At 72.0% G+C, this 17375-nt stretch carries 10 protein-coding genes; 5 read left to right on the forward strand and 5 right to left on the reverse strand.

Annotated features, from left to right (window positions below):
• Positions 1 to 101: 101 nt before the first annotated feature.
• The 4 genes from ABEA46_RS01985 (at position 102) to ABEA46_RS02000 (ending at position 3021) form a co-directional block, all read left to right on the forward strand.
• The gene (locus tag ABEA46_RS01985; RefSeq protein ID WP_345542648.1) at positions 102 to 863 is read left to right on the forward strand and encodes an SDR family NAD(P)-dependent oxidoreductase; all 762 of its coding nucleotides are present in this window, start codon (positions 102 to 104) and stop codon (positions 861 to 863) included.
• A gap of 14 nt (positions 864 to 877) precedes the next feature.
• Positions 878 to 1654, forward strand: coding sequence for an enoyl-CoA hydratase/isomerase family protein (locus ABEA46_RS01990; RefSeq protein WP_345542649.1), 777 nt, complete (start codon positions 878 to 880; stop codon positions 1652 to 1654).
• Between the two features lie 108 nt (positions 1655 to 1762).
• Positions 1763 to 2602 (forward strand): SDR family oxidoreductase, encoded by an 840-nt coding sequence (locus tag ABEA46_RS01995; protein ID WP_345542650.1) that lies wholly within the window; start codon positions 1763 to 1765, stop codon positions 2600 to 2602.
• 23 nt (positions 2603 to 2625) lie between these two features.
• Positions 2626 to 3021 (forward strand): VOC family protein, encoded by a 396-nt coding sequence (locus ABEA46_RS02000; protein ID WP_345542651.1) that lies wholly within the window; start codon positions 2626 to 2628, stop codon positions 3019 to 3021.
• 9 nt (positions 3022 to 3030) lie between these two features.
• Here ABEA46_RS02000 and ABEA46_RS02005 read toward each other — a convergent pair whose 3' ends face one another.
• The 5 genes from ABEA46_RS02005 to ABEA46_RS02025 are packed head-to-tail and all read right to left on the reverse strand — an operon-like array spanning position 3031 to position 15954.
• The gene (locus ABEA46_RS02005) at positions 3031 to 3891 is read right to left on the reverse strand and encodes an HAD family hydrolase (protein WP_345542652.1); all 861 of its coding nucleotides are present in this window, start codon (positions 3889 to 3891) and stop codon (positions 3031 to 3033) included.
• 13 nt (positions 3892 to 3904) lie between these two features.
• Positions 3905 to 4543 carry a LysE family translocator gene (locus tag ABEA46_RS02010; RefSeq protein WP_345542653.1) on the reverse strand — a complete coding sequence of 213 codons (639 nt, stop codon included), beginning with the start codon at positions 4541 to 4543 and terminating at the stop codon, positions 3905 to 3907.
• A gap of 59 nt (positions 4544 to 4602) precedes the next feature.
• Positions 4603 to 5151, reverse strand: coding sequence for a Pycsar system effector family protein (locus ABEA46_RS02015; protein WP_345542654.1), 549 nt, complete (start codon positions 5149 to 5151; stop codon positions 4603 to 4605).
• On the reverse strand, positions 5151 to 12173 hold the full coding sequence (locus ABEA46_RS02020) for a hypothetical protein (RefSeq protein ID WP_345542655.1): 7023 nt from the start codon (positions 12171 to 12173) through the stop codon (positions 5151 to 5153). The genes ABEA46_RS02015 and ABEA46_RS02020 overlap by 1 nt, the downstream gene beginning before the upstream one ends.
• Before the next feature lie 52 nt (positions 12174 to 12225).
• Positions 12226 to 15954, reverse strand: coding sequence for an AAA family ATPase (locus ABEA46_RS02025; RefSeq protein ID WP_345542656.1), 3729 nt, complete (start codon positions 15952 to 15954; stop codon positions 12226 to 12228).
• 176 nt (positions 15955 to 16130) lie between these two features.
• Here ABEA46_RS02025 and rlmN point away from each other — a divergent pair, with 176 nt between their 5' ends.
• Complete coding sequence (rlmN, locus tag ABEA46_RS02030) at positions 16131 to 17375, forward strand: dual-specificity RNA methyltransferase RlmN (protein WP_345542657.1); 1245 nt, start codon at positions 16131 to 16133, stop codon at positions 17373 to 17375.

Here is a 17375-nt window from a genome sequence, read left to right on the forward strand (position 1 = left end):
CCTGGGACGAGCGCGTCCACCCGGCCGCTGCGGTGGGACTGAGTCCCGCGTATGCTGATACGGGGTTTCGCGCGAACACCTCGGACTTCGAAGGAGAATCCATGGATCTGACGGACGCTTCGGCCCTCGTCACCGGCGGTGCGAGCGGGCTCGGACTCGCCACCGCGCGGCGCCTGGCCGCCGCCGGCGCGACGGTGACGATCGTCGACCTCGCGACGTCTGCCGGCGCCGACGTCGCCGCAGAGCTCGGCGGAGTGTTCGCCCCCGCCGACGTCACCGACCCGGAGCAGGTGGCCGCCGCCGTCGCGGTGGCCGCGGCATCCCGCCCCCTTCGCGTGGTCGTGAACTGCGCGGGCATCGCCCCGCCCGCCAAGGTGCTCGACCGCGAGGGCGCCCCCTCGCCGCTGGAGGGTTTCGAGCGCATCATCCGCGTCAACCTCATCGGCACCTACAACGTCATCGCGCAGGCCTCGGCTGCGATCGCCAAGACCGAGCCCACCGTGTCGGGGGACCGCGGCGTCATCGTCAACACCGCGAGCGTCGCGGCCTTCGACGGGCAGATCGGCCAGCCGGCGTACTCGGCGAGCAAGGGCGGCGTGCACGCCATGACGCTGCCGATCGCCCGCGAGCTCGCCCGCTACGGCATCCGCGTCGTGACGATCGCCCCCGGCATCATGGAGACCCCGATGCTCGCCGGCCTCCCCGAGGCCGCGCAGGAGAGCCTCGGCCAGCAGGTGCCCTACCCGCAGCGTCTCGGCAAGCCCGACGAGTACGCGCGCCTGGTGATGTCGATCGTCGACAACGGTTACCTCAACGGCGAGACCATCCGCCTCGACGGCGCCATCCGCATGGCGCCGAAGTAAGGAATGCAGACCACATGAGCGACTCGATCCTCGTCACCCGCGACGGCGCCCTCGCGCGCGTCACGTTCAACCGGCCCGCGAGCCTCAACGCGATGGGCTTCGAGATGGGACGCCGCTGGCGCGACGTCGCGCACGAGCTGACCACGGACGACAGCGTCGGTGCGGTGATCCTGGATGCCGCCGGCCCCGCCTTCTGCGCCGGCGGCGACGTCATCGAGATGGCGACATCGCAGGCCTCGGGCGCCGACGTCACGGGCGCCGCGCACACCATCCACGACGGCATCCGCACCTTCGTCGAGTCGGACAAGCCCGTCGTCGCCGCCGTGCAGGGCGCGGTCGCCGGCGGCGGTCTCGGCCTCATGCTGACGGCCGACTACATCGTCGCCTCCGAGAGTGCCAGGTTCGTGAGCCGCTACGCCAACATCGGGCTGACCCCCGACCTCGGCGTCTCGACCCTGCTGCCGGCGGCCGTCGGGCAGCGCCGCGCGCTGCAGCTGCTGCTGCAGGACGTCACGATCGACGCGGCGACGGCGCTGGACTGGGGCCTCGTGACCGAGGTCGTGCCGGCCGAGGACGTCGCCGCGCGGGCGGAGGCCGTCGCGCGCTTCTGGCTCGACAACGCGACGGCCGCCTTCGGCCAGGCCAAGCGGCTCGTCCGCAGCGGCGCCCACCGCTCGTTCGCCGAGAACCTCGACGACGAGGCCCGCTCCATCGGCACCCGCTTCGACACCGACGAGGCCCGCGCCCGCGTGCAGGCCTTCGCCGCGGCATCCACCAAGTCCCGTTCCTGAACCCCTCACGTCGAGAGACCGCGTTCTCGCCGAGCCACCACGTCATCGACGCGAACGACATGTGATCTCGACGAGAAACCACGATCCCGACACCCGAAAGGACCCGAGATGAGCGACAAGCCTCTCGCCGGCAAGACCATCCTGATGTCGGGCGGCAGCCGCGGCATCGGCCTCGCGATCGCGCTGCGCGCGGCTCGCGACGGCGCCAACATCGCCCTGCTGGCCAAGACCGACATGCCGCATCCGAAGCTCGAGGGCACGGTGCACACGGCGGCGCAGCAGATCCGGGATGCCGGCGGCCGCGCCCTCCCGATCGTCGGCGACGTGCGCAACGACGACGACATCACCGAGGCCGTGCTGAAGACCGAGGGCGAGTTCGGCGGCATCGACATCGTCGTCAACAACGCGTCGGTCATCGACCTGTCGCGCTCGCTCGACCTGGACGCGAAGAAGTACGACCTCATGCAGGACGTCAACGTGCGCGGCACCTTCATGCTCTCGCGCGCCGCGGTGCCGATCCTCAAGGACGCCCCGAACCCGCACATCCTGTCGCTGTCGCCGCCGCTCAACCTGTCGCCGAAGTGGCTCGGCGGCCACACCGGGTACACGCTGGCGAAGTACGGCATGACGATGGCGACGCTGGGCCTCGCGGCCGAGTTCGCGAAGGACGGCATCGCCGCCAACACGCTGTGGCCGCGCACCACGATCGCGACCGCGGCCGTGCAGTTCGCGCTCGGCGGCGACCGCATGATGAAGGTCAGCCGCACGCCGGAGGTGTACGCCGACGCGGCGTACGAGATCTTCACGCAGCCCGCGCGCGAGTACACCGGCCAGACGCTCATCGTCGAGGATGTGCTCGAAGCGGCCGGCGTGACCGACTTCTCGGGCTACGCGGCCGTGCCCGGCACGCCGGATTCGGAGCTGTTCCCCGACATCTTCCTCGACTGATCCCGCCGACGTAGGGTGGGCACATGGCGGTACGGAGCCTGTTCCCGATCCTCCTGACCCAGGATCTGCCCACCCTCGTGCGGTTCTATGAGGCCGCGCTCGACGCGACAGTCGTGTACCGGTTCGGCGAGGGCGGCATCGACGACTACGTGTCGCTGCAGCTCGGCGAGACCTCGCTCGGCATCGGCCGCGACCTCGATGCGCTGCCGCCGTCGGTGGGCGACCGGGCCGCGCTGTGGTTCTACGTCGACGACGTGGATGCGACGTACGCCGCGTGGCTCGCCGCCGGCGGTCACTCCGAGCAGCCGCCGGCCGACATGCCGTGGGGCGAGCGTGTCGCGCAGGTGCGGGATCCCGGCGGCAACCTCGTCAACCTGGGGGCCGAGGCGCCCCCGGCCGCGCCGGCCGCGGACGCCTGATACCGGTCCTCAGACCAGGCCGAGGCTTGCGAACGCGTGGGCGATGCCGTCGTCGAGCACGTCGGTCGTGACGAAGTCGGCGAGATCCTTGAGCTCGGGGTGCGCGTTGCCCATCGCGACCGCGACGCCGCACACCTGGAACATCTCGATGTCGTTCCAGCTGTCGCCGATCGCGATCGCATCCGCGGCGTCGATGCCGAGCCGCGCCAGGAGCAGCTCGATCGCCGAGCCCTTGGTGGTGTCGGCCTCGTTGATCTCGCCGTTGGAGCCGCCGGGAAGCGGCATGCTGCCGGGCACGATGAGGAACTCGTCGCCGAGGTCTGTGCGCAGCTCGTCCATGCCCTCGGCGTGGTCGCTCACGAACACGGCCTTGTCGATGCGGGTGAGGTCGGCGTCGTCGACGCTCGGGAACGTGCGCTGCGCGAGGCCGACGAGCGAGTCCTCGGGACGCACCTCTTCGCCGGCCGCCTCACGGGCATCGAGCGCGGCCGCGTACTGGCGCATCAGCTCGGCCATGTCGTCCGACGCGTAGACCCCGTCGCGCGTCTGCAGGAAGTAGCGGATGCCGCGTGTCTTGAGTGCCGCGATCATCCGGTCTGCGCTCTCGCGCGAGAGCGGCCGGTCGACCACGACCTCGTCGCCCGACATCACCAGAGCGCCCGAGTTGGTCACCGCGCCGTCGAACCCGATCGCGCGGACGCTCGGGTGGATGTCGGATGCCGAGCGCCCCGTGGCAAGGTACACCAGGTGTCCTGCGGCGCGGGCGGCCCGGATCGCGCCGGGCGTGCCGGGCGCCATGTGCGCGCCGTGCTCGAGGATCGTGCCGTCGACGTCGATGAAGACGATGCGGCGACGGGGCGTGGGAGTCATGAGCCGTGGCCCTTCAGTGCTTGTTGCCGGTGAGGAGCAGGATGCCGCCGAGCCCGATCATGAGGCCGCCGCCTGTCGCCGACAGCGTCGCGATGCGCTTGGGCGAGCGGCCGAACCACGACCGCGCGGCGGCTGCGACGAGCGCCCACGCGCCGTCGGACACCAGGGCGATCGCGAAGAACACCAGACCGAGCTCGATCATCTGCAGCGGCACCGAGCCGGAGTCCAGGTCGACGAACTGGGGGAGCACCGCGACGAAGAACGCGATGGTCTTGGGGTTGGTGACGCCGACGACGAACCCCTCGCCGAGCTGTCGCCAGGCGGAGCGGGGCAGCGCGCCGGCGGTCGCCGCGGCCGCGGTGCGATTGCGGTGCCGGATCGCCTGCACGCCGAGGTACATCAGGTACAGGGCGCCGGCGATCTTGAGGATCGTGAACAGCACGATGGACTGCGCCACGATGCCTCCGACGCCCAGTGCGACCAGGCCGATGACCGGCAGCAGACCGAGCGCGTTCCCCAGGACGCTCAGCAGGCCGCCGATGCGGCCGAGCGCGAGGGCGCGACCGATCGTGAACAGCACACTGGGGCCGGGGATCACGATGAGCACCAGAGCGGCCAGCGTGAACGCCAGCAGGTTCGGGGCGGACACCACGAGTCGAGCGTACCTATACGACGAATGAACCGGGGGAGAGGGAAGGGGCGGCCGCGGGGTCAGCGCGTCAGGAGGAACCCGATCACGATCAGCGCGACGCCGATGCCCGCGAGGGCCATCGACAGGCGGATCGCCCGGTACTTGCGCTGCACGACCGCCGACAGCACCAGGAGCTGCTGGAAGGTGCGCTCGGGCGGATGGACGCCGCGCTCGGTGAGGGCGCGCTCCACCTCGGCGGGCGACCCGAGGCCGCGGATCTGCCCCCAGTAGGTGATCGCGCCCGGTCCCGGTCCACGGCTCAAGCGCGGCCAGACGGCCGCGGCCGCGGCGACGACCGAGGCCGCCGCCGCGACCACGCCGAGCAGCCACACCGCTGCCCCGAACGGGCTGAGGGTCACGGGCGTCCAGTCGCCGCCGATCATGCCGCTGAGCACGATCGAGAAGGCGATGCCGAGCGACCCGATGAGCAGCGACGCCTTCTGATCGGCGCGGTCGATCTCATCGCGCACCTCGGCCAGCATCTCGGCGGCGAGGGCGGCGGTGTCGCGGGGCGGCCCGTCGAACGCCGGGTCGGGCGCCGGGGCGTCAGGATGCTGCACGTCGGTCATCAGCGCACCCCGAACGTGACGGTGAACGAGGTGCCGTCGGCGAGGTCGACGCGGTACGTGTACTTCTTGCCGCTCTTGAGCTTGACCGTCGGGATGGCCCCCACCCACGTCTTGGTGAGCTTCGAGTACGTGAAGCTGCCGATCGGCGGGTAGAACGCCTCGTTGACCTTGGCCGACGAGGGGAGGTCGGCGGTCGTGACGAGGACGACGCCGGTGACGAACTTCTTGGTGCTGATCGGCTTTCCGGCCGCGTCGCACGCGCGGAACACGATCGGCACGCCCGACACGCGTGCGAACACGCTCGACCCGTCCGTGTCGACCCCGATCAGCGGAGAGCGGTCGCGCACGCCGCCGCACAGGGCGGGAGCGGGGGCGGTGACGGTGTAGGCGGCGCTCGCCGACCCGGTGTTGCCGGCCGCATCCGTCGCCCGGCAGGTGACGCTCTTGGCGCCGGCCGTCGTGGTCGACGGAGCGTCGCAGCTCTGCGAGGCGACGCCGGAGGCGGGATCCGTGGCGTTCGCGGCGGCGGTCGCCGTACCGCCGACCACGACCGGATTCGGTGTGACCACCGGCGCGAGCGCCGGAGCTGTCACGTCGACCTTGACGAGCAGCTGCGTCGTGGCGGTGCGACCGTTCACGTCGGTCATCGTGCCGGTGACGGTGCGGCCCCCGGGAGGGGTGTCGGTGGCGACGGTCACGGGCACCGGGCACGACGAGATCGCGACGCCGGACGTGCACTGGAAGGTCACGGTCACCGCGCTCGTGCTCCACGCCCCTTCGGTGTACGCGCCGCCGGCGCTCGTCGCGGACGCGACGATGGCCGGTGCCGTCGACGGCGCCTGGACGACGACCGACACCGACGCCGCATGGCCGTCGGTCCTGCCGTCGTTCGGCATGACGGTGACGGTGATCACGTCGCCCACTTGGGCCACGCCGTCCAGCGCCAGCGAGGTCGCGTCGGCGCCGACGGGCGTGCCATTGCGCGTCCACCGGTACGACATGCTGACGGGATCACCGTCCGGGTCGGTGCCCAGACCTGTCGCGGTGAGCACCGAGGTCGGGAACACCGCGCCGCCCGGCTCCAGGCTCACCGCCGCCGCCGGCGCCTGGTTGGCATCGACGACCTTGACGGCGAACGTCGCCGTGGTGCACGAGGTCGAGCGGCATACGCTGACCTCGACCGTGTACGAGCCAGGAGTCGTGAAGAGCTCGTCGACGCGGACGCGCGTGGATCCGTCGCGCTGTTCGACCGCGGCGGGGCCCGAGGCCACGGACCGCTTGCCGTCGAGGACGTGCACCGTCGCGGTCAGGTCCTCGCCGGGCGCGGCATCCGTGACCTCGACCGTGCGGGCGAGGCGGTCGCCGGCATCCACGGTGGCGTCGTCGCCGATCGTGCCGAGCGTCGGCGCGGCGGCTGAGGCCGGGTCGAGATGCCCGTCCTGCGACTCCGTGGCGACATTGCCTGCGGCATCCACCACCTGCAGGAGCCAGCGGAACGGCGTGCCGTCGTTCGGGACGTCGGCGTCCCACGTCTCGCCGCTGATGCTCCGGGTGACCGGCACCCGCTCCCACGTCGTCTGACCCTGGCGTTGCACGAGGAGGATCATCTTCACGACGTCGCTGCCGGTGCCGTCGGCGCTGAACGACATCCGGCTGCGGCCCTCGCCCGGGGCCTCGATGTATGTCACGACCGGCGGGGTGTCGTCGGCCGAGTCGGCCGGTCCGTAGACCGCCTCGACGCTCAGATCGGTGAACTTCTCGGTCGAACCGGTGCCGTCGCGCGCCACCGCGACCCGCGCCGGCGTCACGACGAGCAGATCCACCGGCCCGTCCGGCGTGTCCTGCCGCGAGATCGTCGCGAAGCTCGACGGGAACGCGATGCCGGTGCGGTTCAGCTCCGTCTGCGGCACGCCCACCCCGGCGGTGGCGATCGCGGGATCGACCCCCGACTCGGTCTCGGAGGTCAGCTCGGTGATGATCGCTCCGCGCGGCACGAGTCCGTCAGGGCGCGGGCCGAGCGCCGACACGAGCCGGGGCAGCACGGGCTGGCCGGGTACGACGGCCGGAGACTGCCCGTCCGCGGTGAGGTAGGCCGTGCCGTCGGCGCTCGCCGAGGGCACCGTCGCGAAGCTCGGCTGCAGCCGCAGCGACGCCGACAGCAGCCCGTCGTGATCGCCGACCTCGCTGAGACCCGCCGGTACCTGCGGGACCGGCGCGGACTTGGTCTGCCCGGTCGCCGCAGGGGCGAACGTGTACATGGGGAGGCCGTAGTAGACCGCACCCATGAGCACCTTCTCGTCGTAGCCCGAGTACAGCCCCAGGCCGCCCAGGTAAGACTGCTTCGCGTACGCCAGGGCCTGGGCCGAGGTGACGCTGCGGTCGTCGACTGTGACCCCGATCCAGTCGGCGTACAGCGCGAGCAGGCGCTCGCCCAGCGCCGTCGTGGTGTTGTTGGCGAGCCCGTACCCGGTGTTGCCGACGAACCCGCCCGCGGCCGAGAAGACGTCCACCCAGTCCTCGACGTCGCCGTAGTACGCCGTCGGCAGGTTGTTGCCGGCGTGGCAGCCGATCAGGAACACGAGGGCGCCTGCGAGCTGAGCCTGGCCGGTGCGGCCCTGGGTCAGGAAGAGGTCGGTGTCGGCGAACCGACCGGACTCGGCTCCTTCGACGCCGGGGAGCATCCGGCGTTCGTCGGCGTGGGTGTTGAGCGAGACGAGGCGCGGGCTCTCGGTGCCGTCCGCCGGGAACAGGGCGTCCGCCATGTCCTGCTGCGTCCAGGTGCCGGTGAGCTCGGTGTTGTCGGGGGAGCGCCACTGCAGGGCCGCCGTGACCTGGTCGGGCAGCTCGGCCCACGCGCCGTAGCCCGCCGTGACACTGGAGTCGGCGGCGAGTTCGCCCGCGGCATCCATCGTTCCGTCGGCGACGAGGAAGCGCGCCACGGTGGCCTGGATCTGGGCCGGCGTCTCGACGAGCCGCCCGAGACCCACGGTCGGCACGTACAGATGACCGCCGAGCGACTCGTAGGCTGTCGCGAGCCCATAGGGATCGTCGGTCAGGATGTTGCCGGCCGCCGCGGCAGCCGACAACGGCGTCGCGCAGGGATCGACGTCGCCGGGCGGGACGTCCACGGGGCACGGGCCGCCCGTCGGGGTGGTCGTGCGGCGCAGGTCGGTGGCGTGGCTCTCCTCCGTGAACTGCGCGGTGTTCTGCGGCACCGGGGCGAACGGGAGGATGTCGTCGCCGCCCACCACCACGACCGAGGTGATCTGGTCGCGGTGGCCGTCGACGGCGGCGGCGACGTAGCGGTTGATCGCCGTCGTCAGCGCCGCCCGCGCCGAGAGCGAGCACGGGTTCTGGTTGTACGCGGTGCGTGCCGCGCGCACGGCGGCATCGGAGTCGACCGAGAGGACCGCGCCGTCCACCTCCTGGCCCGACGGACCGACGCCGTTCATCGACGCCAGCGCTTCGCGCACCGCATCCGCCCCGTCCCACCCGTACGTCTGCGCGTACCGGGTCGCGTCGAAGAGGTAGAGCGTGTTCGTCGTGCCGGTCACGGCGTCGCTCTGGCCGGGCTCGCCCATGTCGGGGGCGGTGACGGCGGTGCAGACGGTCTCGTCGGTGTCGTCGAGGTACCTCACGCGCAGCGAGTACAGCGACGAGCTCGGCATGCCGTTGCCGCTGGTCACGCGGACGACGAGCTGCTCGCCGGGCGCGGTGTCGACCCCCGCCGCCTCGATCTCGGCGGCCGTGCCGTCGCGGACGACGGCCTGGTCGATCAGTGTCTGCCCGGGAAGGGCACCGCCGGCGTCGGAACCGGACTCGGCGGTCCCTCCCAGGTCGCTCTGCTCGGTCACGGCGTTGCCGGGGGCAGCGCCGGCACCGGTGACACCCAGCGAGGCGGAGGATGCCGACCCGGACGGGCTGAACAGCGAGATCGCGATCTGCCCGTCCTGGGCGTTCGTCGAGATCACGAGTCGCTTTCCCGCGGGCGCCGGATCGACGACGAAGTAGTCCTGATCGCTCGATGCGCTCTGGGACTCCGTCCCCGTCTCCTCGTCGTAGATGAAGTGGTCCGGGGCGATCCAGCCGTAGAAGATGCTGCCCTCGGTGAGCTGCGTGGGCACGCCCATCCACTCGCTGTTCTCGTAATTGGTGTCGGGCTCGTCCCACGCGTCGTCCGTGCGCACGTCCGTGTTGCCGGCCGACGCGGCGTAGATGCCGGAGGTGATGCCGCCGTCCGCGCCGAAGTCCGTCATGGTCGTCGCCCACGAGAAGAAGGTGCCGAGGGCGAAGACCGTGCCAGCACGCATGTCGGGCAGCGGTGCCGTGACCCGTTGGCCGGAGCGGATCAGCGGGCCGGTGTAGACGCCCTCCTCTGTGCCCCATCGCACACCTGGCCCGGAGCCTGCGGCGTACACGTCGGTGGGGACGGTGGATGCCGGCGCGTCGACGTAGGCGGTGGGCGCGGCGATCGTCAGCGGATCGTCGCCCGGACCGCCGGGACCGACCTGCGGCTCGCCCGGACCGAGGTCGAAGGCGAAGCGGTAGCCCGTCCAGTACCGGCAGCGCACATCGGTCGTGCAGGCGTTGCCGACGGAGCGGGCGCTGGCGTACCGCGGGTCGATCGCACTCGGCGCGATGTCCTCCCACGGATAGCTCTCAGCATCCAGCAGCGAGAACAGGAGCGTCCCCACGGTGACGTCCTGCGGGGCGCCGCGGGCGATGTCGGCTGCCGTGCCGGTGGCCAGCAGCGGCGTCGAGGGCGTGGCCAGTGTGCCCGTCACGTCGGCGGTCCCGAACAGCGCGGTGCGGCTGTCGGGCGAGAGCGTCGCCACGTCGACGGCGCCGAGCGGCGTGTCGGCCAGGAACAGCCGGTCCGCGGGGATCTCCGACAGGAGCGTGAGCTCGATCGGCAGATCGCGCAGGGGTACCGCGTCGATGCCGGAGGTGTCGAGGGAGAGCCCCGCGGAGTCCAGCTCGGCGAGCACGGCATTGTCGTCGAGCGTCAGGTCGATGCCCTGTCCCTTCAGCAGCGCCTGCCAGGCCGCGCGTCGTTCGTCCTCGGTCTCGCCCGCGCCCGGGAGCGGGATCTGGCCGACCGGAGCTGAGCCCAACGCGTAGGACGTCAGCGAGAGCCCCGCCAGTCCGCTCTCGTCGAGCCCCAGATCCTGCAGAGTGAGCGAGCGGATGCGTTCGGCGGCGGCATGCTGCGCGTCGGTGGCCGGGTTGCCGTCGTCGAGGATGCCGGCGGCCCAGCCCAGCACCTCGTCCAGGGTCACGGTCTGCGAGAGCTCGCCGGCGAACGGCGTGTCGGCGAGGATCTGGTCCCAGCCGCCGGGGAGGTCGAGCCGGTAGACGGGAAGCCGGTAGACGGGCAGGCGGTACACGGGCAGCCGGTACACCGGCGAATCGTCGATGAGCAGCCGGTAGACGGGGAGCCGGTAGACGGGGAGCCGGTAGACCGGCAGCCGGTAGACGGGGAGCCGGTAGACCGGCGCGCCCGCGAGCTGCGCGGCGTAGTCGCGCAGCGTCGTCAGCGGGATGTTCTGGATCCTCACCTGGGTCATGTACCCGGGCGTCGGGATCCAGCCGTCGACGGATTCCACCGACAGGTAGGCCGAGGTATGGGTGTCGACGACGGCGATCTCGGACGGGTCCGGCGACTGGAAGGCGACCGAGCGTCCCGCGACCGACATGCTCGGGTGCGTGCCCTCGGCCACGTCGATCCAGTCGTCCGAGAACGTGGCGACGCACTCGATGGCGGTGCCGGACTGCGCATCGATCCAGTCGATCCGCTGCGTGCGGATCACCGGCACGGTCAGCGCCACGGGGTCGACGTCATCGGGGAGTCCCACGAGCGACGGCACGGTCGTCGACCACGCGACGTCGCTGCCCTGGGGTGAGATCTGCGGGTCGGCGACGTCGCCCACGCGGCGGTCGGCGTCGATCGTGCCGAGCCCTACCGAGTAGCTCGTCACGTTGCCCTCGACGGTGGTGGCGACGACGACGTCCTTCATCTCGCCGGCGAAGTTCTTGCAGGCGTCGGAGCGGATGTAGGCCATGTTCGTGCCGGTCGCGTCGATCGACAGGGCGCTCGCCGCGGTGGCGATCAGCCGCGCACGGTTGACGGTGAAGTCGCGATCCACCGTGTACAGGCTCGGCAGGTCGGTCGCCGGCTGGCCCGCGATGGGGTCGCTGCGCGAGAGCAGGGCGACGACGTCCCCGTTGCCGCTGATCACCGCACCGGACGACCCGGTGGGCAGTCCGAGGGCCGGGAAGGCCTTGCGCAGCGCGACATCGCCGTACACGCCGTCGCCGTTCGCGTCGAGGTCGGCGACGTAGGTGTCGACGACGCCGTTCGTGTCGGCGACGGTCGTCGGGGTGGCGGCGACGAGGTTGTCTGCTCCGGAGGTGAAGACGAGGTAGCGGCCGTCGTCGCTCAGGTCGGGCTCGGACGAGTCCCCGTTCGGCTCGGCCGGCCCCTGGACGCGGAACGTGTGGTCGCGGAGCGTGTCGCGCACGTAGACGTACGTGCGCCCGGGCACCGTGCTCGCGTCGGCGGTCAGGTTGGTCGCGACGCTGGTGAAGGCGACATAGCGGCCCTCCGCGCTCGCGACGGGCTGCGAGCTGCCCCCGTTCGCCCGGCCGGCGCCCACCGGGCCGTCGGGCACGCTGACGATCTGCGGGGCGCCGGAGAAGGGATCGTCCGAGTACATGATCGCCGTCGACCGGTAGATGTCGGGAAGCCCGTTGTCGGTGCCTCCCGCCGGGTCCGCGCCGGTCGACGTGAAGACGACCTGCTGGCCGTCGGGCGTGAGGAAGGGCTCGGTCGACGCGCCGCCGGCGCCGTCGCGGACGGCGAATCGCTCCGCGCCGGAGGGCAGATCGACCGCCGCCGCGACCGGGAGGGCCGCGGCCGCCGTCGAGGTCAGCGTCGCCAGTCCCGTGACGACGAGGGTCGGAACGGCCAGCAGCGCGACAGTGCGGAGCGGGCGGCCGGGAGCAGAGCGGGAACGGTTCATCGTCGCCTCACAGGGATCGGAAGGGCGCAGCGGGTGCCGGAGCACGGGTGGTTCATCGTCCGTGCCCCGCTCCGGCGGACGGGTCGGAAGAGGCGGCGAGGACCGGCTCGAGGTCGACGACACCGAGGCCGGTCAGGATCCGCTCGGCCTCGGCGGCCAGCGCATCGTCGGGCGGCTCGCTCCACCGGGCCAGCTGCGCCATGGACAGCGCGCGCTCATAGGGCAGAGCGGATGCCGCCGCCATGGCCTCGCGCGTCAGCGCTGCTGCGGCGTCGGGGTCGCCGTCCCGTCGGGCGAGTCGGGCGCGCTGGCGCAGCAGCCGGCTCAGTGCGGCACCCGTCGCCTCGTCGCCGATCCCGTCGAGGATCGTGCGTGCCGCGTCGACCTCGCCGTCATCCAGCTCGGTCTCGGCCAGCCGGATGCGGTTGTCGCGCGCCCAGTCGTTGTCGTCGAGCGTCGAGAAGAGCTCGGCGGCGCGCGTGAAGTCGGCGCGGGCGGCATCGGGATCTCCCGCGCGAAGGTGGCCCCGCGCCGAGAACGCCGTCGCGATCGCGATCAGATAGGGATTGTCGGATGCCTCGAACACGCGCATCGTGTCGCGCATCCGCGGACGCGCCTCGAGGACGCGGCCCTGGTCGACGAGCACCTCGGCGGCGTTGACGGATTCGATGGCTGCCCCGACCACGTCGCCCGCACTCTCGGCGGCGAGCTGCGCCTGGGAGTAGAGCGCGATCGCGAGGCTCCACTCGCCGCGGTAGTACGCGCGCGCCCCCAGCAGGTTGTACACCTTGGACTTGGAGAGCTCGTCGCCGATCTGGTCGTACAGCTCGAGCGAGAGCTGGGTGTACTGGATCGCCTGGTCGCCCTCGAGCTCGCCGGACGCGATGTCGTGGTACCGGTACGCGTCCGCGAGCACGCCCTTCGCATCGTCTTCGAGGGTGTGACCGGCGAGGATGCCGATGCTCTCCTGGGCGAGGCTGCGCGCCTCCTGCCACTTGCCCTGACGCAGGCGCAGGCCGGACTCCGTCACAGCGACGGCCGCGAGCACGCTCTGCGCCGCGTCGCCGACTCCGGCCACCCCGCGCCGGGCCGCGCGCAGGGCGCGCACCGCCTCGACCGGGCGGCCGAGCACGTTCAGCGCGAACGCGCGCTCCCGATCCAGCCGCGCCCGCTCGACGGCGTCGGTGACGAGCTTGCGTGCGTGCGAGAAGGCGTCGAGGCCCTCCTGGGCCCACCCGCCGGCAAGGCTGACCCGCCCGAGCGCCGTGAGGAGCTCCGGCAGGTCGTCGGCGCCGGCCGGCTCACGCCGGGCCGCCTCGACGGCCACCCGGTACGCGTGGACGGCCTCTTCGAGAGCGAAGGCGCGTTCGGCGTTCTCGGCGGCGCGGACGGCGGCCTCGCGCGCCGCACCCCAGTCGCCGGCCGCCTGGTAGTGGTGGGCGAGCATCGCGTCGCGCGTGGCTCCCGCCGCCGATCGATCGGCCTCGATCGCGGCGGCGGCCGCGCGGTGCAGCTCCCGCTTGGCCTGGAAGTTGAGCTGCGCGTAGGCGACATCGCGGAACAGCTCGCTGCGGAACGACACGCCGTCCACGCCCAGCTCGAGCATCGTCGCCAGCTCGCCCGAGATCATCGGCACGCCGACGCAGCGGACGTAGAGTCCGAGCGGGATGCGGGTGCCGAGCACCGACGCGCGCCGCAGGGTAGTCCGGTCGGCCTCGCTCAGCGCATCGATCCGCTCGCCGACGAGCTGCTCGATCGCCAGGGCGTCGCGGCCGGTCGCGAGGCCCGCAGCGAGTTCGATCGCGTACAGCGGATTGCCGCCCGAGCGGCGCACGAGCGGGCGGAGATCGGCCGGGAGCAGCCGGCGCCCGGCGATGCCCTCGATCAGGTCGGCGGTGTCGTCGTCCGAGAACGGTCCGAGCGCGATGGTCCGGCCGTCCAGTTCGAGGCCGCCCGTCTCGTCGCGGCGCACGATGACGACGCCGTGGCGGCGGTCGTTGCGGATGACCTCGCTCAGCACGCCGGCCGATGCCGGGTCGATCCACTGCGCGTCCTCCAGCACGAGGCATCCGTTCCGCGTGGTCAGCAGCTCGATCAGCTCGCCGATGACCGCCGTGGCACGTTCGGAGCGGAAGGCGTCGTCGAGGGCGTCGACCTCCGGGGTGGTCGGGACCGCTGCCGAGACGGCGGGGGCCAGCAGGGGGAGCCATGGCACCAGCTGCGGATCGAGCCGTGTCGCCGCGGCGGTGAGCATCGCACCAGCCGTGGCGGCGTCCGCGGCGATCGGGATGTCCAGCAGCGGGCGCAGCAGCGACGAGACGGCGCTGTAGGCGGTCGAGATCCCGTAGCGATCCCCGTGTGCGCGCAGGATGGGCAGCTCGGTGGCCTCGAGCGCGTGCGCCACGAGGCGCGACTTGCCGATGCCGGCCGGTCCCGAGACCGTCACGACGCCGCCCACGCCGCGTTCGGCGGCATCCAGCACCTCACGCAGCTGCGCCAGCTCGCTCTCGCGCGCGATGAAGGCGCTCAAGGCGTCGAGCGCGCCGGCGGCCGCCGCGCCCGTCACCGCGACGACGGGGATCGACTGCGCCTTGCCCTTGACGGTGATCTCCCCGCCGTCGACGGTCTCGAAGGCCCGTCCGGAGCGCTCCAGCGCCGAGCGCGTGACGAGGACTCCACCGGGTTCGGCCCTGGCGGTCAGGCGGGCGGCGAGATTCGTCGGATCGCCCATGACCGTGTACGTCTGGCGGAACGACGCTCCGACGAACCCTGCGAACACCCGTCCGGACGTCACGCCCGCGCGCACCAGTGATCCGGACTGCGCGTTCTGCACGATCCGCAGGACGGCGGTGATCAGGCGGCCCTCCGGGTCTTCGACCGTCGTCGGCGCTCCCGCCGTGAGGAAGTAGCGGTAGCCGCCCGGCGCCGGATCGACGTCCAGCAGGGTCACGCCGGTGTCGGCCGCGGTCTGCTCCACGAGCGCGGTGAGGAGCGACATCCGCTCGAGGTCCTCCGGCTCAACGCTGTCGGGAAGGCCCGACACCTGCACGAACGCGATCGCCGCCCAGCGGTGGTCGGGCTCGGCGCCGAGCAGATCGGGGCGTTCCGCGAAGGCGCGCGGCAGGAAGCGCTCGGCCGCGTCGGTGCGCCCGACCGAGAGCGCCATCAGCGACGCGGTCGCCACCGAGCCCGCGCGCAGCAGGCGGTGAGCACCGGTGACGCCCTCCGCGGCCGCGACCTGGGCGGCCGGCAGCACGGCGGCCGTCTCGTCGCTGACGAGGATCCTCCCCGCCTCGGCGGCGCTCTGCAGCTCGAGCACGCGCGAGGTCGCACCACCCGTGAGGATCGCGCTGACGTTCTGATCGCCGGTGAGGACGAACTCGAACGTCCCCGAGTGCACGCCGACCGACATCCGCAGCTTCGCGCGGGCGAGCGGAAGGTGGATGTCGCCGATCGCGGTGAGCACGCGGTTCATGTTCCAGGCGGCGTGCACGGCGTGACGCGCGTGCTGGTCGCCGGTGAACAGGAGGAACAGCGCGTCGCCGGCGAACTTGACGACGTCGCCGCCGTCGTCGGTGGCCGGCAGCAGCACCGTGAAGATGCGCGACAGCGTGGCGATGAGCTGTTCGGTGCCCTCGCGGCCGGCCGCGGCCAGCTGCTCCGACAGCGTCGTGAAGCCCGAGATGTCGACCACCACGGCCGTGCCGTCCACGCGCAGGATCTGCTGCTCGAGGTCGCTCAGACCGTGGAGCAGTCGCGGCGTCAGCGCCGCCGCCGTCACGTGCGCGCCCAGTGCCGTTCCCCTTCCCCAGTTCGGGCCCGGCACCGTTCCCAGACGGCGTTCCCCGCGGACCGCTGGGGTCAGAATGGCACCAACTCGCCGCGTGCACCAGAGGCTGTCGTCTGCAGCATCCGACCTCTCGGGTTCGTCCAGACTCGCCGCGTACGCTGGAAGGCATGACCGAGTCCTCGCCCGTGCGCTCCACCAAGCCCCGCCAGGTCCGGCCGGCGACCGAGGGCTGGACCCAGCAGAAGGATGCCGAGGGCCGCCCGCTGCTGCAGTTCGCGAGCCCCAAGCGCGGCAAGCCGCCCGTGCACCTCGCCGACTTCACCCCCGCGCAGCGCGTCGAGAAGCTCAAGGAGCTGGGGCTCCCGGGCTTCCGCGCGAAGCAACTCGAGAAGCACTACTTCCAGCACTGGACGCACGACCCGGCCGACATGACCGACCTCCCGGCCGAAGGGCGCGAGGAGCTCGTCCACGGCATGCTGCCGGCGCTCCTCACCGAGGTGCGGCGCCTGGAGACCGACCGCGGCGACACGATCAAGTTCCTGTGGAAGCTGCACGACGGTGCTCTCGTCGAGTCCGTTCTCATGCGCTACCCGGGCCGCATCACGCTGTGCGTCTCGTCGCAGGCCGGCTGCGGCATGAACTGCCCGTTCTGCGCGACCGGCCAGGCCGGCCTCACGCGCAACATGTCGGCGGCCGAGATCATCGAGCAGGTCGTGCGCGCCAACCGCCTCATCGCCGACGGGGGCCTCGGCGGCAAGAAGAAGGACGACCACTCCGCCGAGCGGGTGTCCAACATCGTGTTCATGGGCATGGGCGAGCCGCTCGCCAACTACGCCCGCGTCATGCAGGCGGTCCGCGTCATGACCGACAAGACACATGGCATGGGCATGAGCGCCCGCGGCATCACGGTGTCCACTGTCGGCCTCGTGCCTGCGATCACCAAGCTCGCGAACGAAGACATCCCGGTCACCTTCGCGCTGTCGCTGCACGCGCCCGACGACACCCTGCGTGACGAGCTCATCCCGGTGAACTCGCGCTGGAAGGTCGACGAGGCCCTCGACGCCGCCCGCGCCTACTTCGACAAGACCGGCCGTCGCGTCTCGATCGAGTACGCGCTCATCAAAGACATGAACGACCACGCGTGGCGCGCGGACCTGCTGGCCAAGAAGCTCAACGACCGCGGCCGCGGCTGGGTGCACGTCAACCCGATCCCGCTGAACCCGACGCCCGGCTCGATCTGGACCGCCTCCGACGTCAGTGTGCAGAACGAGTTCGTGCGCCGCCTCAACGACGCCGGCATCCCCACGACGCTGCGCGACACCCGCGGCAAAGAGATCGACGGCGCGTGCGGTCAGCTCGTCGCCACCGAGGAGGACGAGGCGGTCGCCGCCGTCACGCCGCTCGAGGTCTGA

It is taken from the genome of Microbacterium jejuense (assembly GCF_039544225.1).
Classification (GTDB): Bacteria; Actinomycetota; Actinomycetes; order Actinomycetales; family Microbacteriaceae; genus Microbacterium; species Microbacterium jejuense.